Source organism: Salinispora mooreana (genome assembly GCF_000379065.1).
Lineage (GTDB): Bacteria > Actinomycetota > Actinomycetes > Mycobacteriales > Micromonosporaceae > Micromonospora > Micromonospora mooreana.
Window position 1 is genome coordinate 3,668,951 of record NZ_KB900614.1, and the last position, 19,950, is coordinate 3,688,900.

At 70.0% G+C, this 19,950-nt stretch carries 15 protein-coding genes and 1 riboswitch; of the genes, 7 read left to right on the forward strand and 8 right to left on the reverse strand.

The features are described 5' to 3' along the window. Positions 1-15: 15 nt before the first annotated feature. Entirely contained in the window at positions 16-1,260 is a 1,245-nt protein-coding gene (locus SALPAC6_RS0117470) for an FUSC family protein (protein WP_018254662.1), read from the reverse strand. A gap of 276 nt (positions 1,261-1,536) precedes the next feature. On the opposite strand from SALPAC6_RS0117470, the gene SALPAC6_RS0117475 reads away from it, so the two are divergent. Continuing rightward, entirely contained in the window at positions 1,537-2,931 is a 1,395-nt protein-coding gene (locus SALPAC6_RS0117475) for an FAD-binding oxidoreductase (RefSeq protein ID WP_018254663.1), read from the forward strand. A gap of 49 nt (positions 2,932-2,980) precedes the next feature. Here SALPAC6_RS0117475 and SALPAC6_RS0117480 read toward each other — a convergent pair whose 3' ends face one another. Further along, complete coding sequence (locus tag SALPAC6_RS0117480) at positions 2,981-4,792, reverse strand: glycerol-3-phosphate dehydrogenase/oxidase (RefSeq protein ID WP_018254664.1); 1,812 nt, start codon at positions 4,790-4,792, stop codon at positions 2,981-2,983. A gap of 160 nt (positions 4,793-4,952) precedes the next feature. Between SALPAC6_RS0117480 and SALPAC6_RS0117485 the strand changes: the two genes are divergently transcribed. The 3 genes from SALPAC6_RS0117485 to SALPAC6_RS0117495 all read left to right on the forward strand — a co-directional run bounded on the left by SALPAC6_RS0117485 (position 4,953) and on the right by SALPAC6_RS0117495 (position 8,716). Beyond that, positions 4,953-7,379: a S8 family serine peptidase gene (locus SALPAC6_RS0117485; protein ID WP_026189783.1), complete on the forward strand. Its 2,427-nt coding sequence runs from the start codon at positions 4,953-4,955 to the stop codon at positions 7,377-7,379. A gap of 117 nt (positions 7,380-7,496) precedes the next feature. Then, positions 7,497-8,426 carry a GNAT family N-acetyltransferase gene (locus SALPAC6_RS0117490; RefSeq protein ID WP_018254666.1) on the forward strand — a complete coding sequence of 310 codons (930 nt, stop codon included), beginning with the start codon at positions 7,497-7,499 and terminating at the stop codon, positions 8,424-8,426. 86 nt (positions 8,427-8,512) lie between these two features. Then, positions 8,513-8,716 carry a hypothetical protein gene (locus tag SALPAC6_RS0117495; protein WP_018254667.1) on the forward strand — a complete coding sequence of 68 codons (204 nt, stop codon included), beginning with the start codon at positions 8,513-8,515 and terminating at the stop codon, positions 8,714-8,716. A gap of 57 nt (positions 8,717-8,773) precedes the next feature. Here the strand turns inward: SALPAC6_RS0117495 and groL are convergent, their stop codons facing one another. Continuing rightward, positions 8,774-10,396, reverse strand: a complete 1,623-nt coding sequence (gene groL, locus SALPAC6_RS0117500) for a chaperonin GroEL (protein ID WP_018221617.1) — start codon at positions 10,394-10,396, stop codon at positions 8,774-8,776. Positions 10,397-11,003: 607 nt separating this feature from the next. Further along, positions 11,004-11,207 (reverse strand): cold-shock protein, encoded by a 204-nt coding sequence (locus tag SALPAC6_RS0117505; RefSeq protein WP_007073263.1) that lies wholly within the window; start codon positions 11,205-11,207, stop codon positions 11,004-11,006. A gap of 210 nt (positions 11,208-11,417) precedes the next feature. On the opposite strand from SALPAC6_RS0117505, the gene SALPAC6_RS0117510 reads away from it, so the two are divergent. Both SALPAC6_RS0117510 and SALPAC6_RS0117515 read left to right on the forward strand, forming a co-directional pair. After that, entirely contained in the window at positions 11,418-11,954 is a 537-nt protein-coding gene (locus tag SALPAC6_RS0117510) for a GNAT family N-acetyltransferase (RefSeq protein ID WP_018254668.1), read from the forward strand. Between the two features lie 157 nt (positions 11,955-12,111). Next, entirely contained in the window at positions 12,112-12,951 is an 840-nt protein-coding gene (locus SALPAC6_RS0117515; RefSeq protein ID WP_033666375.1) for an SAM-dependent methyltransferase, read from the forward strand. Positions 12,952-13,097: 146 nt separating this feature from the next. Here the strand turns inward: SALPAC6_RS0117515 and paaN are convergent, their stop codons facing one another. From paaN to thrC, 3 genes are all read right to left on the reverse strand, one after another. Continuing rightward, entirely contained in the window at positions 13,098-14,771 is a 1,674-nt protein-coding gene (paaN, locus tag SALPAC6_RS0117520; protein WP_018254670.1) for a phenylacetic acid degradation protein PaaN, read from the reverse strand. Positions 14,772-14,823: 52 nt separating this feature from the next. Next, positions 14,824-15,822: a GNAT family N-acetyltransferase gene (locus tag SALPAC6_RS0117525; protein WP_018254671.1), complete on the reverse strand. Its 999-nt coding sequence runs from the start codon at positions 15,820-15,822 to the stop codon at positions 14,824-14,826. A gap of 239 nt (positions 15,823-16,061) precedes the next feature. Further along, positions 16,062-17,348 carry a threonine synthase gene (gene thrC, locus SALPAC6_RS0117530; protein ID WP_018254672.1) on the reverse strand — a complete coding sequence of 429 codons (1,287 nt, stop codon included), beginning with the start codon at positions 17,346-17,348 and terminating at the stop codon, positions 16,062-16,064. Between the two features lie 10 nt (positions 17,349-17,358). Next, positions 17,359-17,494, reverse strand: a riboswitch (SAM riboswitch). A gap of 530 nt (positions 17,495-18,024) precedes the next feature. On the opposite strand from thrC, the gene SALPAC6_RS28035 reads away from it, so the two are divergent. Then, positions 18,025-18,552 (forward strand): hypothetical protein, encoded by a 528-nt coding sequence (locus SALPAC6_RS28035; protein ID WP_223874227.1) that lies wholly within the window; start codon positions 18,025-18,027, stop codon positions 18,550-18,552. Between the two features lie 714 nt (positions 18,553-19,266). Here SALPAC6_RS28035 and SALPAC6_RS0117535 read toward each other — a convergent pair. Beyond that, positions 19,267-19,665, reverse strand: coding sequence for a transposase (locus SALPAC6_RS0117535; protein WP_450097614.1), 399 nt, complete (start codon positions 19,663-19,665; stop codon positions 19,267-19,269). Between the last annotated feature and the right edge of the window lie 285 nt (positions 19,666-19,950).

Here is a 19,950-nt window from a genome sequence, read left to right on the forward strand (position 1 = left end):
CGACACCTCGCTGGATCAACCCGCCGCGGGTGGGGGCTCCGACTTCCGCTCGGGCTCCTCCGACTCCCGCTCGGGCTCCTCCGACTCCCGCTCGGGCTCCTCCGATTGCACCACGCGCTTGTTCTGCTTCAGGTCGCCGAAGGCCTCACGGACCAGTCGGTTCGCCTCCTCCTGGGTGATACCGGAGGCGACCAGTAGGTCGCTGGCGACGGTACGCACCTGGGCAACCACCACGCTGCCAGAGAAACCCACGCCCTCGGTGTACGCCTGCGCGGCCTCACTGACCGCGCGCAGCGACCGCTCGCGGGACCGCTCCGGCTCCTCACCGACGGCGAACTCGTGCCGGAGCAGCCGCACCGACTCAGCGAGGTGGACCATCGAGGTCGGCATCGGGTCGGGGATCGGCTCCGCGTCCTCGACCAGGGTGATGGAACGCCGGGTCAGCGTGGTGCTGTTTCGAATCGCCCGTTCGATCGGGTCGGCCGCCTCCGCGTAGTGGGTCAACTCGTCGCGGCGGTGCCAACGTGCGGGGGACAGCGTCGCGGTCTCCTTCGCACCCTGGATCGCCTCGTCGAACGACGCCACTTCCTCCTTGTGGTCACGGAGCTTGTCCAGCGAGTGTTGCACCTTGTCCCGGTCCCGTTGTCGCAGCCCTTCAGCGGTCGCAGCGATCTGGTTGGCGAGCAGGTCCAACGCCGGCTGGGCAGCCCGGTTGAGCACCTGTACCGGGTTCAGTGGTAACAGCAGCGCGGTCACCAGTAGCGCGGCGCTACCGCCGATCAACGCCTCGAGGAATCGCGGTATCTCCAGGCTGTGCCCGGCCGGGCTGAGCGTGACGATCAGGACGGCCGTCGCCGCCGCCTGGATCAGGATCGCGACGCTCCCGCCGGCGAAGACGGTCAGGAGAATCGCCGAGGTCACCACGAGACAGAGCTGCCACGGCCCGGTGCCCAGCAAAAAGATCAAGAGGTCACCGACCGCCACCCCGACCGCCACCCCGATGATCAGCTCCATCGTTCGGCGGAAGCGCTGGCCGACCGAGACGGCGAGGGTACCGACCGCCGAGATCGGCGCGAAGACGGGCTGCGGGATGCCCAGCAGCTCATGCGCCACCAGCCAGGAGATGCCAGCGGCGAGTCCGGCCTGCACGGAGAGCACCAGCGTCGCGCGGACCCGGGACACCCGGTCCTGGAGATTCGCCTGACCACGACGGCGCAGCCGCTGCACCGTCGCCGCGAGCCGGGCGCCGTCGATGTCCATTCCACCGCCATCCCGCGACCGAGTCGCTACCCCAGTGAAGGTCGCTCGTCCCAGGCCACGGCGGGTACTACCCACACCACACCCGGTCGAATCCTCTCCGCAGCGTTTCCCTACCGCGCGCCCGGATCGGACCGGCAACGGCCGATGCCAGCGGAACGGGAGGAGGCGGGCGTGAGGGCGGTCTTAGGTCAGACGCGAGGACGGGTCTGAGTCGGGCGCGAGGACGGGTCTGAGGGCGGGTTTGGGGCCGGGCAGCGCGGGTCGTAGCCTCGGCTCATGGGTCCCCTCCTCGACGAGCTGCGTGCCGCGCTCGGTGACGACGCGGTGTTGACCGACCCGGACCTGCTCCGGGCGCACCAGCGGGACGAGGCAGATCTCTGCGCCGCCGGCACACCACTCGTGGTTACCCGCCCTCGGGACACCGCCCAGGTGGCGGCGGTCGTACGCGCTGCGGCGCGGCACCGGGCGCCGGTGGTGCCGCAGGGCGCCCGGACTGGGCTGGCGGGCGCGGCGAACGCGGTGGATGGCGCCGTCGTGATCAGCACCTCGGCCCTGACCACCATCCTGGAGATCGATCCGGTCAGCCGAATCGCGGTGGTGCAACCCGGAGTGGTCAACGCGGCCCTCGGCGCCGCCGTCGCCGAGCACGGGCTGTGGTACCCGCCGGACCCCGGCTCCTGGGAGTCGTCCACCATCGGCGGGAACGTCGCCACCAACGCCGGTGGCATGTGCTGCGTGAAGTACGGCGTGACCACCGAGTACGTGCTCGGCCTCGAGGTGGTGCTCGCCTCCGGCGAGGTGCTGCGTACCGGACGGCGTACCGCGAAGGGGGTGGCCGGGTACGACCTGACCCGACTCTTCGTCGGCTCCGAGGGCACCCTCGGTGTGCTCACCGAGGTGACCGTAGCGCTGCGGCCCGCTCCGGCGGAGTCGCTGACCATGGTGGCGGTCTTCCCGAGCACCATCACCGCGGGGGCCGCGGTGGCGAAGATCGCCGCCGAGGGCCTCTCCCCCAGTCTGCTGGAACTGCTCGACCAGACGCACCTGCGCGCCATCGAGGCGTACCGGCCGATGGGCCTGCGCCAGGATGCCGCCGCGCTGCTGCTGGCCGCCGTCGACACCGGTGCACGCGCCGCCGACGACCTCGCCGCGCTCACGGCGGTCTGCACAGCGGCCGGCGCCGACGAGGTGTACGCGGCCACCGACGCAGCCGAGGCAGCAGCGCTGCTACAGGCGCGACGACTGGCGCACCCGGCGATGGAGCGGTTCGCCGCTGACACGTACCCGGATGGCAACGGCGGCCTGGTCATCGACGACGTGGCGGTGCCGCGCGGATCGCTGGCCGCCATGCTCGACGGGGTGGCGCGGATCGGCACCGAGTGCGACGTGCCGATCGGTGTGGTGGGGCATGCCGGAGACGGCAACCTGCACCCGAACATCGTGGTTGACCGGGCGGACCCGGTGAGCCTCGACCGGGGACGACGAGCGTTCGACGAGATCATGCGGTTGGGGCTCGAACTGGGGGGCACCTGCACCGGAGAACACGGAGTCGGCCTGCTCAAGCGCGACTGGCTGGCCGAGGAGATCGGTCCGGTCGGGATCCGGGTGCACCAGGCAATCAAGGCGGCGCTGGACCCGACAGGCCTGTTCAATCCGGGCAAGGTGCTCTGACCCAACGGGCCCGTTCAACCCGGTTGGGTGCGCTGACCCGGCTCCGTCGCTACGGGGAGGGGGCGGCGCTCTCCACCGAATCCCCGTCCCCCCGGTCGGCGGCGAAGCCACGGACATCGGGTGCACCGAGCCGGGCCGTGTCGGCCGTCGCGTCATCCGGCATCAGCTGTGAGTTGCGCTCCGCCGCCACCCGCGCCCGGTAGTGCGCCACCTCCCGGGCCCGGGCCTCGGCGTTCCAGCCCAACACCGCGCCCATCAGCTCCGCCGTGTGCTCGGCCGACTCCAGGCCACGATGCGCGGTCTCGATGGAGATCCGGGTCCGCCGGTCCAGCACGTCCTCCAGGTGCAGCGCGCCCTCGGCCCGAGTCGCGTAGGTCACCTCGGCGGCCAGGTACTCCGGGGCACCGGCCAACGGCGAGCCGAGCAACGGGTCGGCGTCGATCAGGGCCAGCAACTCCAGGGCGAGGCTGCCGTACCGCTCCAGCAGATGCTCGACGACGCCGACCGGCACCCCGTGCCGACGGGCCAGGTCCGCCCGGTCCCGCCACATCGCCGCGTACCCGTCGGCACCGAGCAACGGCAGGTCGGCCGTTCGCGACCGACGCGACGCGCCGAGCCGGTGCGCCGCCCGGTCGACCACGTCCGCGGCCATCACCCGGTACGTCGTGTACTTGCCCCCGGCGACCAGCAGCAGCCCGAGCATCGGCTCGATCACCGCGTGTTCCCGAGACAGCTTGGAGGTGGAGTCCGCCTCGCCGGCCAGCAGCGGTCGCAGACCCGCGTACACGCCTTCGATGTCGGCGGTGGTCAGCGGCCGGTCCAGGACGGTGTTGACCTGGGCCAGCAGGTATTCGATGTCCGGGGCGGAGGCCGCGGGGTGGGAGCGGTCCAGCCGCCAGTCAGTATCGGTCGTACCGATGATCCAGTGCCCACCCCAGGGGATGACGAAGAGCACGCTGGTGGCGGTCCGCAGGATCAGCCCGGTCTCGCCGGTGATCGCTGATCGGGGCACCACCAGGTGCACGCCTTTCGAGGCCCGGACCCGGACCCGGGGGCGTAGGCCGACATCGTCGAGCATTCGGGACATGTCGTCGCTCCACACCCCGGTCGCCGCGATCACGGTGCGGGCCCGCACCTCGAACTCGGCGTCCGGGGAGCCGGCCGGCGCCTCCAGGTCCCGAACCCGAACCCCGGTCACCTCGCGGGCCTGCCGGATCAGACCGACGGCGCGGGCGCTGGTGACCACGGTCGCGCCGAGGCTGGCCGCGGTCCGGGCGAGCGTGACCACCAGCCGTGCGTCATCAACCTGGCCGTCGTGGTAGCGGATCGCTCCGGCCAGCCCCTCCGCCTTCAGGCTCGGGAAGGTCCGGCGGGCCCCCTCTCGGGTCAGGTGCCGGTGCAGCGGCATCCCCCGGCCTCCGCCGAAGACACCGGCGAACGCGTCGTACGCCGCCACGCCCGCGCCGTAGTAGGAACGGCGCAGAATCCGGGCCGGCAGGTCCCGGAGCCCGCCGCCGGGCAGCGGCACCAGGAACGGCACTGGGCGGACCAGGTGCGGCGCGAGCCGGGTGGCCAACAGGCCCCGCTCGGTGAGCGCCTCGTGGACCAGGCCGAACTCAAGCTGTTCGAGGTAGCGCAGGCCGCCGTGGATCAGCTTGCTGGACCGGCTGGACGTGCCGGCCGCGTAGTCGCGCGCCTCGACGAGGGCGACCTTCAGGCCACGCGAGGCGGCGTCCAGGGCGGCGCCAGCGCCGGTGACCCCGCCGCCAATGATCAGGACATCGAAGTGCTCGACCGCCAGGCTGCGCAGGTCGGCGGCGCGCCGTTGCGGAGAGAGCTGGCTGGCCGTCGCTCGGGACATATTCGGGTCACGCACGCCTCCACGGTAGCCCTCCCCGTCCCGGCCGGCGCAGCGGCGAATTCCGGGACACTCCGTCCCAGCGCCGGCCCACGGCGGGCTCGACGTCGTACGGCGGCGAATCCGAGGACGTACTGCGGCGAATCCGAGGACAACGTACGGTGTGCCGGTGCAGCCTGGACCCTGGCCAGCCCACCCCCTCCCGAGCCCGGCCGGCCCACCGCGGAGCAGCCCTGCGCCGGTGGTCGCCGCCGTCTTCCTCGGCCTGTGGATCGTCGGCCTCACCCTGGTCACCCAGCTCGGCGGCTGGTTGACCGACCAGCTCCTCCTCCTGATGGGCGTGGACCGGCTGGTCTGGCTCTGGCCGGTGACCACCATCGCGGTGGTGGCCCTGGCCGGCATCCCCACCCTGCTGCTCGCCCTGCTGCCCCGCTCCCGCGTGGTCCGCACCGTCGGCCAGCTCTGGCTGGTGGGTCTGCTGGTGTTCGGCGCGCTGAGCCTGCCGCGGGCGCTGCCACCGGTGCAGCACGAGGCGTATCTGGCGACGCTCGCCGGCACGGCCGGGCTGGCGGCCCTGCTCATCCACCGACTTGTCGCGCACCGGATCGCGCCGAGGGGCCCGGGGGACGAGTCGGACCGACGGCGGCGCACCTCGCCCCCCGCTCCGGTGACGCTGCTCGGGCTCACCGGCGGGCTGGCCCTACTGCTGCCGTGGGTCTGGGTCGGCGCGCTCGGTGGACTGCTGGAGACACTGCTCGCCGCACTCGCCGCCACGGCCGTCGGTGGGCTGGCAGCCACGCTCCTGTCCGACACGTCCTGGTCCCGCCGCAGCGCCGATGCTCCGCCCCGACCAGGCCAGCTGGTGCTGGTGGACGGTCTGGTCGCCGGCGTCGTTCTGCTGCTGCTCGGGGCGGGAGTCGGGCAGTCCGGTGCCCAGCTGCCGCTGCTGCTGACGCTGCCACCGGCCGGGTTCGCGCTGGCGGCCTTGGCCGCCGCCGCCCGGCGGAGAGCGACCGGTGTCAGGCCCGCCACCGCCGGGCTGGTTGGGCTGAGCGTCTTCGGCCCGCTCGCCTGGGCCGACCCGGAGGAGGTCAGCCTGGTGCTGGCCACCGCCCGGGACGTGCCCTTCTGGGTGGCGGTCGCCACCGGCGCCGGCTTCACCGTCGCGGTCCTGCTCGCCCTCGGATACGGGGTGACACTCGTCCGGCGTCCCGGCGTCCGACCCAGTCGGACGGTGGCCGGGGTGGCGGCGGCCACCCTACTGGTGACGACCGGGGCGGTAGCGGTCGGGCCGGGGCAGCCTGGGCTGCACGGTGAACGGCTCTTCGTGGTGCTCCGGGAGCAGGCCGACCTGAGCGGCGTACCCACCGCCACCGGGCGGGCCGGTCGCGCCCGCCGGGCCGCCGAGGTCTACCAGCGGCTGGTGGAGACCGCCGAACGAACGCAGGCCGACCTGCGCCGGGAGCTGCGCCGGTTCCGGCTGGACCACACGCCCTACTACCTGGTCAACGCGATCGAGGTCGACGGCGGGCCGGTGGTACGGGCCTGGCTGGCGGACCGTCCCGAGGTGGATCGGGTGCTGGTCAGCCAGCGGGCCCGCCCACTGCCCGCGCCCGCCCCCGTCACCCAGGGGGACACCGCACCGCAGCCAGGCGCGGACTGGAACATCCGGCTGATCCGCGCCGACCGGGTCTGGTCGGAGCTGGGGATCACCGGTACGGGGGTGACCGTGGGCAGCTCCGACTCGGGGGTCGACGGCACCCATCCGGAGCTGGCGGCCGGCTTCCGCGGCGGTGACGACTCGTGGTTCGACCCCTGGAACGCCACCTCGGCCCCACGGGACCGGGGTGGGCACGGCACCCACACGCTCGGCAGCGCGGTCGGGCGGGACGGAGTCGGGGTCGCCCCCGGGGCCAGCTGGACCGGCTGCGTCAATCTGGACCGCAACCTCGGCAACCCCGCGCTCTATCTGGACTGCCTCCAGTTCATGCTGGCGCCCTTTCCTACCGGCGGGGATCCGTTCCGCGACGGTCGCCCACACCGCGCACCGGAGATTCTCACCAATTCGTGGGCCTGCCCCGCGCTGGAGGGCTGTGACTCCAGAGCACTCCAGCCGGCCGTTGCCGCCCTGGCCGCTGCGGGGATCCTCGTGGTGGTCGCCGCCGGCAACACCGGTCCCCGCTGCCGCTCGATCGAGGGTTCCCCGGCTTTCCACCCCGATGTCCTGACCGTCGGCGCGGTTGACCGGCAGCGACGGGTGGCCGGCTTCTCCTCGCGCGGCCCGGGCCTCGACGGCGGCACCAAGCCAGACCTGGTCGCCCCCGGCGCGGATGTGCTCAGCGCGCTGCCGGGTGGCGGGTACGGCGCGCTCAGCGGCACGTCGATGGCGACTCCGCAGGTGGCCGGGGTGGCGGCGCTGATGTGGTCGGCCAATCCGGCGTTGATCGGGGACCTACCTCGGACGCGCCAGATCCTGACCGAAACGGCCACCGCGGTCCGGGTCAGCGGCGACCGGTGCGGCGACGAGGCGCATGTCGCGGGCGCCGGCCTGGTGGACGCGTACGCCGCCGTCCGCGCCGCCCGAGGCTGAACGACGGGCCTACGCCGAGGCTCCGCCGGCCGGCCCGCCGGCGGACGCGGATCTCGTCCGCCGACAGCAGGGAACCTTCTTAACAACAGTTCTCTGGTTGGCCTAGGGTCAGCGTCCATGGACCTGAACGTCACCGAGCTGACGCCGGAGCGGCTGCCGGCCGTGATCAAGCTGTGCAGCCGGTCCCTGGATCTGCCGGATGACGCCGCCGAAGCGGGGGCCATCGTGGAGACGCTCTGGCCTCGGGCGGTGGCGAGCCGCCCCGTCGTTGCGCTGGGCGCGTACCGGGACGGACAGCTCATCGGCGTACTGCTCGGCTCGCTCTCCGCGCCGAGCAGCCCAGCCGCGCATGTGGACCTGGTCGCGGTGGAGCCGGCGCATCGGCGGCGGGGCGTGGCGCGGGCACTGGTGTCGCGCGCCGAGCAACAGTTCGCCGGCCTCGGGGCGAGGGAGGTGCTGCTGGCCGGCAACCCGCCGTACTATGCCTGGCCCGGCATTGACGTGCGCTACACGCCGGCGATCTGCGCGGCGGAGGCCCTCGGGTACGCCCGGGACGGCACAGCCTGGAACATGACCGCCGACCTCTCCTGCGCCGAGAGCCCGGCGCTGCGGACGACGGCACCGGCGGAGCAGCGGCTGGCCGGTCGGAGAGTGACCATACGGCGGGCGGAGCCGGCGGATCTGCCCGCGCTGACGGCATTCGCCTCGGGGACCTTCGACAGCACCTGGGCCGCGGAGGTGGCCGAGTCGATCGGCCGGGACCGGGCCGGCTGCCATCTCGCCGAACGCGACGGCGACCTCCTCGGCTTCGCCGCCTGGGGTTCTTCCCGGCCGAGTTGGTTCGGCCCGATGGGGACCGCGCCGGCCGCAGCGGGGTCCGGGATCGGCGGGGTGCTGCTGCGTCGTTGCCTCGCCGACCAGCGCGCCGCGGGGATCACGCAGGCGCAGATTGGCTGGGTGGGGCCGGTTCGGTTCTACTCGGGCAGCGCGGGGGCCTGGATCGAGCGGGTCTTCTTCGGGTACCGGCGGAGCCTCGGCGAGCAATAACCGGCGAAAAGGATAGATCACCCGATAACGTCATTCGCCCCCATTAACCGGCAACGGACCCTACCGTTTCGGTGAAGGAGGCCCACATGACGACGGACGACGAACAGCCCGGGCCGCCGTTGCCCTTTGATCGCCTCGACTTCGGCGACGCCGAGCAGCGGGCGGAGATGGACGGCACCGACGAACCGCCCGCCGACGAACCGGTGACTCTCGTGGACGAGCCGGTCCCGGCACCCCAGCCGTACAACCAGACGCAGAAGCGGCGCAACCAACGGCCGCTACCAACGTAGACGCGCAAAGGGGCGGACCGCTGAACGGCCCGCCCCTCCGGTCTCGCGAAACTGGACTCAGAAGTCCATTTCCCCGCCGCCCGGGCCAGCCGGGGCGGCCGGGGTCTTCTCCGGCTTGTCCGCGACGACGGCCTCGGTGGTGAGGAAGAGCGCCGCGATCGACGACGCGTTCTGCAGCGCCGAACGGGTCACCTTGGCCGGGTCGATGATGCCCGCGGCCATCAGGTCCACGTAGCCACCGGTCGCGGCGTTCAGGCCGTGGCCGGCCTCGATGCCACGGACGTGCTCGACGACGACGCCGCCCTCGAGGCCGGCGTTGACGGCGATCTGCCGCAGCGGGCCGTCCAGCGCGATCTTGACGATCTGGGCGCCGGTCGCCTCGTCACCGGTCAGGTCGAGCTTGTCGAAGGCGGTCTTGCCAGCCTGCACCAGCGCGACGCCACCACCCGGGACGATGCCCTCCTCGACGGCAGCCTTCGCGTTGCGAACGGCGTCCTCGATGCGGTGCTTGCGCTCCTTCAGCTCGACCTCGGTGGCCGCGCCGACCTTGATCACCGCAACGCCGCCGGCCAGCTTGGCCAGCCGCTCCTGCAGCTTCTCCCGGTCGTAGTCGGAGTCGCTCTTGTCGATCTCGGCCCGGATCTGGTTGACCCGACCCTGGATCTGCTCAGCGTCGCCGGCACCGTCGACGATCGTGGTCTCGTCCTTGGTCACCACGACCTTGCGGGCGCGACCCACCATGTCGAGGCTGACGGCGTCCAGCTTGAGGCCGACCTCCTCGCTGATGACCTGACCACCGGTGAGGATGGCGATGTCACCGAGCATGGCCTTGCGACGGTCACCGAAGCCCGGGGCCTTGACGGCGACGGACTTGAAGGTGCCCCGGACCTTGTTGACGACCAGGGTCGCCAGGGCCTCGCCCTCGATGTCCTCGGCGATGATCAGCAGCGGCTTGCCCGACTGCATGACCTTCTCCAGGATCGGGAGCAGGTCCTTGACCGAGGAGATCTTGCTGTTGACGATCAGGATGTAGGGGTCGTCAAAGACGGCCTCCATCCGCTCCGGGTCGGTCATGAAGTACGCGGAGATGTAGCCCTTGTCGAAGCGCATACCCTCGGTGAGCTCGAGCTCCAAGCCGAAGGTGTTGCTCTCCTCGACGGTGATGACGCCTTCCTTGCCGACCTTGTCCATCGCCTCGGCGATGATCTCGCCGACGCTGGGGTCACCAGCGGAGATGGAGGCGGTGGAGGCGATCTGCTCCTTGGTCTCGACGTCCTTGGCGAGCTTCAGCAGCTCCTCCGAGACGCTGGCGACCGCGGTCTCGATGCCCCGCTTAAGGGCCATCGGGTTGGCGCCGGCGGCCACGTTACGCAGGCCCTCACGGACCATGGCCTGGGCCAGGACGGTCGCCGTCGTCGTGCCGTCACCGGCGACGTCGTCGGTCTTCTTCGCGACCTCCTTGACCAGCTCGGCGCCGATCTTCTCGTACGGGTCCTCGAGCTCGATCTCCTTGGCGATGCTCACACCATCGTTGGTGATGGTGGGAGCGCCCCACTTCTTCTCGAGCACGACGTTGCGGCCCTTGGGACCGAGGGTCACCTTCACGGCGTCAGCGAGCTGGTTCATGCCCCGCTCGAGGCCGCGGCGAGCTTCCTCGTCGAACGCGATCATCTTGGCCATACGGCGTTGTCCTCCTGGACACTCACGGGCCACCCGAGAGGATGTCTCCCGGATGGGCCGCCTGGTTACGCACCTTCAGACATCGCCACCTGGCGACGACGACGTCCGTCGGCCGGGCCGGATAGCCCGCGACGACCGGCCAACTGCCGCACCCGCGTCTTGCGACGCCGCTGCAACCGTGGCCCTCCCGCCCCGACCATTGGCACTCACGGTATGCGAGTGCCAAGACCTGTTTAGCACTCCCCCTTGCCGAGTGCAAGCACGATCGCCCAGGGCAGTCGAGTTCCACCGCCCGCCGAGCGATGTTCACCTGCCCCTCGTCCGCCGACGGTGTGGCAGCCACGGCAACGAGCCCTACCTGCTGCATCAGGTAGGGCTCGGGAGATGACGGTGACGGCGCCGGGGCCGCTGCGGTAGAGGAACAGCTACACAGCGGGAGCCGCGCCAGGCACGGGAGCACCAACACGGCGAGAGCCGTGTCACGAACGAACAGCGGCACAGCGGGAGCCGCGTGATCCGACCGCCTGCCAGTCCGAGTCGGCCGGCTGGGCGACGACTATTGTGGGGCGACCGTCATGGCGGTCGCCCCCGAGGCAGTGCCGGTCGCTCAGGCGACGACGCGCACCCGTTCGGCCTGTGGGCCCTTCTGACCCTGGGCGATCTCGAACTCCACCCGCTGGCCATCGTCCAGCGCCTTGTAGCCGTCCATCTCGATAGCAGAGAAATGGACGAAGACGTCCTGCCCCCCGTCAACGGCGATGAAGCCGTAGCCCTTCTCGGCGTTGAACCACTTCACTGTGCCCTGTGCCACGGTGCACTTCCTAACTCTGCGCGACTCCACTCACCCCGGCCGAGCCGGCACGTCGACCGGCAGGTAGCACCGGTGCGACGATCGGCGACGGCCGCTGAACCGGTGACCGAAATCGCACGCTACACGAGGCGTGACGACGGCGCACGACCACAAATCGGACATAGGCCGAGTGAATCCCATCGTCGGACATCGTTGTGATAGATAACCGACATGACCAGCGAGCCCGCCCCGGGGCCGGCATCGACCCGGCGGGCGCGGGTCCGTCGCGTCCAGCCCGCCGACGCCGCCCGAATGCGGGCGCTGCGGCTGGAGATGCTCGCCGACGCACCGCTGGCCTTCCTGGAGACGATTGCCGACGCAGCGGCCCGCCCCCACGCCGACTACGCGGCACGCATCGCGTACACCTCGGCGGGCATCACCAACGCACAGTTCGTCGCGGACCCGAGCGGCCGACTGGTCGGACATGCCGGGGGCACAGCGACGCCGGACGAACCGGGGCTCACCGTCATCTTCGCCGTGTACATCACCCCGTCCTGGCGGGGTAGCGGACTGCTCCCCGACCTGATCGACGCGGTGGCCGGCTGGTCCCGCGCCTGCGGTCGTCCGGAGCTGATGCTGGAGGTCGTGGTCGGCAACGAGCGGGCCTACCGGGCGTACCGTCGGTTGGGATTCACCGACACCGGCCTCCGCCTTCCGCACCCGACGATCCCGACCCTCACCGAGCTACAGATGCGCCGCCCGGCCTGACCGACGCGGAACGACGCCCGACCGGGGTCCGGGCCACCGACCAGCGTGCCCAGCCGGTAGCACCCGGACCGCGGCCGGCCGAACTCCGGGAATGCCGCCGGTGTCGATGTCCGGCTAGGCTGAGTGCCGCCCGCTCCACGAGCACCCTTAGCAGGAGGTGACCGTGCCCGGTAGTAACCCGGCTACGGCAGATCAGCAGCGGACCAAGTCGTCCACGATAGATAACGGTGTGCCCCACTCCGCGCGGATCTACGACTACTGGCTCGGGGGCAAGGACAACTTCGCCGCTGACCGGGCCGTCGCCGAGGCTCTGATATCGGCGATCCCGACGCTGCGGTCTATGGCCGCCGAGAACCGTCGATTTGTCCACCGAGTGGCCCGTTACCTGGTCGGACAATCCGGCGTGCGGCAATTCCTGGACGTCGGCACCGGCATCCCCACCCGGCCGAATCTGCACGAGGTAGCCCAGGAGATCGCCCCGGAGACCCGAGTGGTCTATGTCGACAACGATCCCATCGTCCTGGCCCACGCCCGGGCCCTAATGACCAGCACCGAGCAGGGACGCAGCGAGTATATCCACGCCGACTTGCGTGAGCCGGAGTTGATTGTCAACCACCGGACACTGCGCGAGGTGCTTGACCTTGACCAGCCGGTCGCGCTGACGATTATCGCGACCCTGATGCTGCTCGAGGACGCCGACGACCCGTGGCGCACAATTCGCGTATTGATGGACGCCCTGCCGTCCGGTAGCTACGTGGCGATTACCCATCCGACCGGTGACTTCAACCCGGAGGCCGTCAAGACGGCCGTTGACGCTGCCGTTGACAGCGGCATGACCCTCGTGGCCCGAAGTCGCGACGAGGTGGCCCGGTTCTTCGAGGGTTGGGAGCTGGTGGAGCCGGGAATCGTCCCGGTGGCGGCCTGGAAGCCGGATGATGGCGCGCCCACCGACCCGCACGCGGCCTACTACTGGGCCGGCGTCGCTCGCAAGCCCTAGCTCGTCTTCACCGCTGAGGTCAGCTTTGGCCCCCGGGCGGACAACACCGCGAGGGAGTCGCCCGCCCGGAACTGCCCACTGTGCAGATCATGATTGCGAGGAGTGCGCCGCGGTGACGCACCCCCTGTCGTGAGTGGTGGGTCTACTCAGACGTGGCGACGGCTCTGCACGATGCGGAATCGGTTGGCGACGTAGGCACCGTCGGTGAGAGCCGCGTTGGCCGCCGGGTTGGCGCCGCTGCCATGGAAGTCGGAGAAGGCCGCCGACTGGTTCACGAAGACACCTCCGGTCAGGTTCGCCGACAGGTGCACCCCGACCTCGACCGCCGCCGTCTCGGCCGCGTCCAGCACGGCCTCGTCGGTGGAGTAGACCGCCGCGGTCAAGGCGCCCTGCTCACCCACCGTGGCGCGCAGGAGCTCCAGGCTGTGCCCGGTGGAGTCGGTCCCGATCACGAACGAGATCGGGCCGAACCACTCCCGCGTGTAGGTGGCGGTGTCGTCGGCGTTCAGCCGGACGATGGTCGGCGTCCGGACCACCGCGCCGGGGAAGGCCGGGTGGGTGACGGTACGGGACTCCAGCACCGGCTCACCGACCTTGGTCACCTCGTCCAGCCGCGCCAACACCCCGTCGTTGACGATCGCGCCGGTCAACTCCACGCCACGGGCCGGGTCGGCGGTCAGCTTGCCCACCGCCGCCGCGACCCCGGCCGCCACCTCGGCGAAGCTCTTGTGCCCCTGGTCGGTCTCGATGCCGTCCCGGGGAATCAGGATGTTCTGGGAGGTGGTGCACATCTGGCCGCTGTAGAGGGTCAGCGTGAAACCCAGGTTGCGGCACATCCCGCTGAAGTCGTCGGTGGAGTCGATCACCACCGCGTTCAGGCCGGCCTTCTCGGTGTAGACCTGCGCCTGCCGGGCGTTGGCCTCCAGCCAGTCGCCGTACTCGGAGGAGCCGGTGAAGTCGACGATCCGCACCGCCGGATGCTGGGCCAGCGTGGAGGCGAGCTTCTCGCCCGGCGCTTCGGGGGCGAGCTGCACCAGGTTCGGGTCGAAGCCGGCCTCGGCGAGCACCTGACGGGCGTACCGCACCGTGATCGCGAGTGGCAGCACCGCGCGCGGGTGCGGCTTGATGATCACCGGGTTGCCGGTGACCAGCGAGGCGAAGAGCCCCGGGTACGAGTTCCAGGTCGGGAAGGTGTTGCAGCCGATCACCAGCGCGACGCCCCGCGGCACCACGTGGAAGGTCTTGGTCATCCGCAGCGGGTCGCCCTTGCCCGCCGCCTTCTCCCAGCCGGCCGTTCCCGGGTGCCGGGTCATCTCCGCGTAGGCGTAGGCGAGCGCCTCCAACGCCCGATCCAAGGCGTGCGCGCCGCCCGCCTGGAAGGCCATCACGAACGCCTGACCGCTGGTGAACTGCACCGCGTTGGCCAGCTCGAAGACATTGCGGTGCAGCCGATCCAGGATCTCCAGACAGACGCCCACCCGGGCCTGAGGGCCGGCGTCCCGCCATGACGGCAGAGCCGTCATGGCGGCGGCGGTGAGGTGGTTGGCCGTCATGTGCGGGTAGCCGACTCCCAGGTCGACGCCGAAGGGGCTGACCTCGGTCTGGACCGTGCTCTCGGCACCGGCTTGGTCAAGGGGAAAGTCACGACCGAGGTACGCCTCGAAGGCCGCCTTGCCGTCGTCGGCGGCGGTCTCGCCGTACACCCGCGGGCTGGGCGACTCCGGGTAGGCGGACCAGTACCCGCGCTGCGAGATGGCGGTCAGCGCCCGGTCGAGGGTCTCGGCGTGCCTGTCGTACAGGGGGTGCGGGGTCTCCGTCATGCCCGACATCATGCAACAGATGTCAGCACGATCAGTAGAGCCGCGTCACAGATCAGATCGTCAACTGCCAGTTGGTCCAGCGGTCCGCGACCCGGAACCCGAGTTGCTCGTTGATGGCGATCATGTGGTCGTTGGCGGCGGCGTTGAAGGTGCTGATGACCCGCACCGCCGGTTCGTGGGACCGCAGGTACCGCAGGTTCTCGAGCTTGACGAGCAGGCCGAGGCGGTGCCCCCGGTGCTCCGGGTCCACGATGGTGATCTGCTGGAGCGCGTGCCAGTCGACGGTGGCCGCCACGTCGAGCATGGTCCATCCGACGAGCCGGCCGGAAGCCTGATGACGTACCCCGGCGTGGTAACGACGGCGGCCGCGCGCGTCCATCGCGATGTCGGCGGCCCGAACCCGTTCGGCGTCGTACCGCTCCGGCTCCCACGCCAGGTCCCCCATCGGCGCGTCGCTGACGAGTCGCCCCTCGAGGTAGGCGACATCGGCCCGGTATTCCTCCGGGGTGAGACCCTGCCAGAACACCACCTGGTAGTCGGCGGCCCGGCCCTGGGCCTCGGCCAGCAGACGGTCCAGCACCGCGGGGTCGAGTTGGGCGAGGTCCAACCGGCGGCGGACGTCGGCCAGCACGGAGTCCGCCCCGAGCGTCCGGGCGAAGGCGGCGCCGGCCGCCACCGTGTCCAGGGTCATCGTGGTCAGCCGCTTGCGCCCGTGCTCCCGGGCCAGCTCAACCGCGCGGTCGAACAGCGCCCGGCCGACCCCCCGGCGCCGAGCGGCCGGATGCACCGTCAGTTCGACGGAGGCGTTCTCGGTGTTGTCCAGCTGCGGCAGCTCCAGGGTGAGCAGGCCGGCGGCCGCACCATCGAGGTGGGCCAGCAGGTGCACCGGCGCGTCGCCGGGCATCGGGTGCCGCACGGACCCGATGAGCCGCTGTGGGCAGAAGAGCGGAAAGTCAGGCATATCAACCACGGCGGCGGCTGCCCCGATCCGGACCGCCGCATCGATCGCCCGCTCGTCGGCGGGGCCAAAGGGAGTAACGGTGACGCTCATACCCGCAGCCTGCGTCACAGGGCGCTGACCGGTCCAGTCATTTATCGGCGGCCCGAATCAGGAAAGGTTGGGATGGTCGGGAGGGACTCCCACACAACGCCGCTGGCGCTGGGTCGAAAGAACAACGTCTCCGGCGAGAGCCCTCCCGCACTAGATATTTTTCGTCACGAAAAACCGGACGTCAAGGCCGCACGGGCAGTTTTCACGCACTCCGGCAATACCAATCATTAATCAGCCGATCAACCCATCAGGCCGGCGTCCCGGGCCGCCCGCAGCGACGCCTTGATCCGGTGGCTTGGGCCCGCCTGATCCGCCACCGCGTCCAGGGTCTTGAGCCCCTCACCGGTATTGAAGATCACCGTCTCGGCGGTCGGATCGAGCCGGCCGGACTCGACGAGCTTTCGCAGCACCGCCACGGTCACCCCGCCGGCGGTCTCGGCGAAGACCCCGGCGGTACGGGCGAGCAGCCGGATCCCGGCCCGGATCTCGTCGTCGTCGGCCGCCGCCATCCATCCGCCGGTACGGCGGACCGACTCCAGGGCGTACGGGCCGGCGGCCGGGTCACCGATATTCAGCGACTTGGCGATGCCGGTCGGCTTGACCGGGTTGATGGTGTCACTGTCGGCGTGCAGGGCAGCGGCGATCGGGCTACAGCCCGCCGACTGCGCCCCGAACACCCGCCAGCCGCCGGCCGGCGCCTCGACCAGACCGATCTCGACCAACTCGGCGAACGCCTTGTCGACCTTGGTCAGCAGCTCACCGGAGGCCATCGGAATCACCACCTGGGCGGGGATTCGCCAGCCGAGTTGCTCGGCCACCTCGTAGCCGAGCGTCTTCGAACCCTCGGCGTAGTAGGGCCGCACGTTGACGTTGACGAAGGCGGTGTCCTCGAACTCGTCGGTCTCCACCAGCTCGCCGCAGAGCCGGTTCACGTCGTCGTACGACCCGTCGATCGAGACCAGGTCCCCGCCGTACACGGCCGTGGTGAGCACCTTGCCCTGCTCCAGGTCGCTGGGGATGAAGACCACCGACGGGGCGCCGGCGCGGGCGGCGTGCGCGGCGACCGAGTTGGCCAGGTTCCCGGTGGAGGCGCAGGCGAACCGGGTGAAGCCCAACGACCGGGCGGCGGTCAGCGCCACCGACACCACCCGGTCCTTGAACGAGTGGGTCGGGTTGGCGCTGTCGTCCTTGACCCAGAGCGGCGCGGTGAGGCCCACCTCGGCGGCCAGCCGCGGGGCCGCGACCAGTGGGGTGAAGCCCGGGTCGAGGGTGACCCGGGTGGCCGGGTCCTGCCCGACCGGCAGCAACGGCGCGTACCGCCAGATGTTGCGCGGGCCGGCCTCGATCTGCTCACGGGTGACGGCGGCCAGCGCGGCGGGGTCGTGGTCGACCTCAAGCGGGCCGAAGCACTCGTAACAGGCGTGCTGGGCGATGAGCGGGTACCGGGCCGAACAGGCGCGGCAGACCAGGGCGCGGGCCGGGCTGGCGGCGGGGTCGATCCCGGACGGGGCGAGGGTGGACGTCATCTCGAGATTCCTCTCATCTGCCCCCGCGTCGCACTCTGCGGCGGGGCCGGAATTGGCACCTGCCCCCGCCGATCACTCTGGGTGATCACGTGGGATGGTTGCCGGGGCGTCTTCGGGCCGTGTCCCTCAGCCCCTCTGGATGAGGCATTCAGTTGTGCCGCCGAGTGTAGGCCGGCGACCACGACCGATGACCACCCGTTCCCACCCTGTGGCGAAGTGTGATTCACCCCGCAGTGGCACCGAGCCACCGCTCTGCCCGGCCCACCACGACCACCACCGCATAACTCCCTGTGACGGTGGGGGTGGGGGTAACTCCATCCGGCTACCCACAAACCGCGACACGCATCGACACAGGCAACAGTGGTCACTACCGGTCTCGGCGGTGCTGACAAGTCACGCTTCCTTCGATATGGTCGGCGGGACCACTACCTCGGCCACAGTTGACTGCCATTCGCGACCAAGGGCAGGCGCATCATTCGAGTCGCCCGCCTCGGGCCACCGGAAGGGGCACCGATTCAGGTACCGGCCGACACGAAGAAAGGCGAGGCGAAAGTGATGGCAGCCAGCGAGACCTCGCCCGCGATGTGACTACACCAGGTCACCAAATATTTCGGTGACCCGACAATGGGAACGGCTGCGCTGCGTGCGGGATCGAGCGACCAGCGGAGGAGCTCACATGGGGAGAACAACCGCCTATTCGTTAGCACTTGGCGGCACCGTAGCCCTGCTGGCACTCTCATTCACCGTTGCGTTCACGACAGGCACGGACCAGGAGAGTCCCCGCCAAATTCAGCTAAGGGAAGCCGAGGAGCTACTTTCGGAAGCGGTAGACCTGGCACAGGCCGGTAAGTTTGCCGACCTGTGCCAGACTGCCGGTAGTCAGTCGAATTGCCGGTCAATTCTCGAATACACCACGTCCGAGGAATGGCTACCGAACGATGGGATGCCGCGTGTGATGGCCGTCAAGCGCTATCCAGCCAGTAACACACATGCGGAGCACCTGGTGTTACGCGTTAAGGGCAGTCGAGCCGATGGCACGACCTACGAAACTGACTTTCCGGTGGTACGGGCGGATGACGGAGAGGCGGTCAGCCTCTACCCCATCTACTGGTCCGGAATGGCATTTTCCGCATCTGCAGACGCGTGCAGCAGGCAGGTTGGCAAGGCTTGTGCCCAGACTCAGATTGATGCCCCTACGGGGTGATCCACCTGTGGGCCACACCTGGTCGCCTGGATGCGATGCAACGATTGCCAAGCACGAGACAGGGCCACATCCCACCTGCCACCTGACCGCGTTACCCCAGCTCTGGACCAACAACACATCGGGATTCGTGACCCGGCACCCAAACGACGCACAGATCCGACAGCATGCCAGTGTTCAGGCAGAGCCGTCCAGACTGACGACGTGACCGTTGAGGGTGTTGGCGGTGGCATCGGCTCGTGATACACCCCAGATCACGGACGAGGTTCCCGTTTCGGTCCAAATGAAGTGTTCTGTGAGGCTACCGGGGTGCGACTGCACCGCGCCGCCGATCGTCTGGTGCGTCGTGGTTCCCGCGATGTGGATGCCGGCTGTGCTTCCACCGTATGTATATGCCCCGAACAAACTGCAGCTCGTGCAGTTTCTCATCAAGAATCCTTCGGTGGTGAATACCTCGGCGCCGCAGCTAGTTAGGGTAACGGCTCTGCATCCGAAAAGCGCGTAGCCACGCCTGCCTCCGTCACAGGCGCATCCGGTCAGGGACGAGTAGCTCACGGTGTCCAATTCGTAGCCGTTCTTAGCATTCCCTAGTAGCGCTTTGTTAGGTTCGGTAGCGTTTGTTGCGGTGTAGCGGTTTCACGGGTTGGTGGCAGGTGATGCAGGCGCCGGTCCAGGTCGCGAGGAGTCGTTGTAGCTCGCGGATGATCGTGTAGAGGGTCAGGCCGGCGCATCCGCTTGTGGGTCCAGGCGTAGTTCGGTGATGAACAGGTGCGCGGCGGTGACCAGGGTGACGTGGCGGTGCCAGCCGGTCCAGGAGCGGCCTTCGAAGTGGTCCAGGCCGAGGCCGGTTTTCAGTTCGCGGTAGTCGTGTTCGATGCGCCAGCGGATCTTGCCGTGGCGGACCAGGTCGGTGTGGTTGGTGGTGGCGGGCAGGCTGGACAGCCAGTACTTGACCGGCTCAGCTTGGTCGTGGGGCCGCTGCCCCGTCTGCGGCACCCGGGGACGGTGTAGACCCTGGTCGGAGGCGTACGGCGAGCTAGTCGCCCTTGACCTCCTCCGGCTGCATACGGCGGTCGGCGAATGGAAATCGATATGCACGAGCTTGCTTGGAAGCATATGCGCTGCGACAACAGGCACCCGGCGATGCCGGCGGCATCACCGCTGGTTTGCCGGTCTCTGGCTCGGCCAGCCCGCTGCGGCCGTCACGACGTGTTCACGAGGCAGGCGCAGGACAACCGAGTGTTCTGGGAGGCCGTCAACCAAACGACGGTCCCTGAGCCGGCCGACTTGCACGGCCTGCTCAATCAGGTAGTCCGTCACCTGCGAGAGGACAACGCTGCGAGCGGTATCGACGGTTGATGCCACTCCTATCCCAGTAACCACGTCTTGCGGCGACTCCCA

Coding starts and splice junctions, on each gene's coding strand:
- SALPAC6_RS0117470 (WP_018254662.1), bottom strand. CDS start 1,260: ATGGACATCGACGGCGCCCGGCTCGCGGCGACGGTGCAGCGGCTGCGC.
- SALPAC6_RS0117475 (WP_018254663.1), top strand. CDS start 1,537: ATGGGTCCCCTCCTCGACGAGCTGCGTGCCGCGCTCGGTGACGACGCG.
- SALPAC6_RS0117480 (WP_018254664.1), bottom strand. CDS start 4,792: ATGTCCCGAGCGACGGCCAGCCAGCTCTCTCCGCAACGGCGCGCCGCC.
- SALPAC6_RS0117490 (WP_018254666.1), top strand. CDS start 7,497: ATGGACCTGAACGTCACCGAGCTGACGCCGGAGCGGCTGCCGGCCGTG.
- SALPAC6_RS0117495 (WP_018254667.1), top strand. CDS start 8,513: ATGACGACGGACGACGAACAGCCCGGGCCGCCGTTGCCCTTTGATCGC.
- groL (WP_018221617.1), bottom strand. CDS start 10,396: ATGGCCAAGATGATCGCGTTCGACGAGGAAGCTCGCCGCGGCCTCGAG.
- SALPAC6_RS0117510 (WP_018254668.1), top strand. CDS start 11,418: ATGACCAGCGAGCCCGCCCCGGGGCCGGCATCGACCCGGCGGGCGCGG.
- paaN (WP_018254670.1), bottom strand. CDS start 14,771: ATGACGGAGACCCCGCACCCCCTGTACGACAGGCACGCCGAGACCCTC.
- SALPAC6_RS0117525 (WP_018254671.1), bottom strand. CDS start 15,822: ATGAGCGTCACCGTTACTCCCTTTGGCCCCGCCGACGAGCGGGCGATC.
- thrC (WP_018254672.1), bottom strand. CDS start 17,348: ATGACGTCCACCCTCGCCCCGTCCGGGATCGACCCCGCCGCCAGCCCG.
- SALPAC6_RS28035 (WP_223874227.1), top strand. CDS start 18,025: ATGGGGAGAACAACCGCCTATTCGTTAGCACTTGGCGGCACCGTAGCC.
- SALPAC6_RS0117535 (WP_450097614.1), bottom strand. CDS start 19,665: ATGCTTCCAAGCAAGCTCGTGCATATCGATTTCCATTCGCCGACCGCC.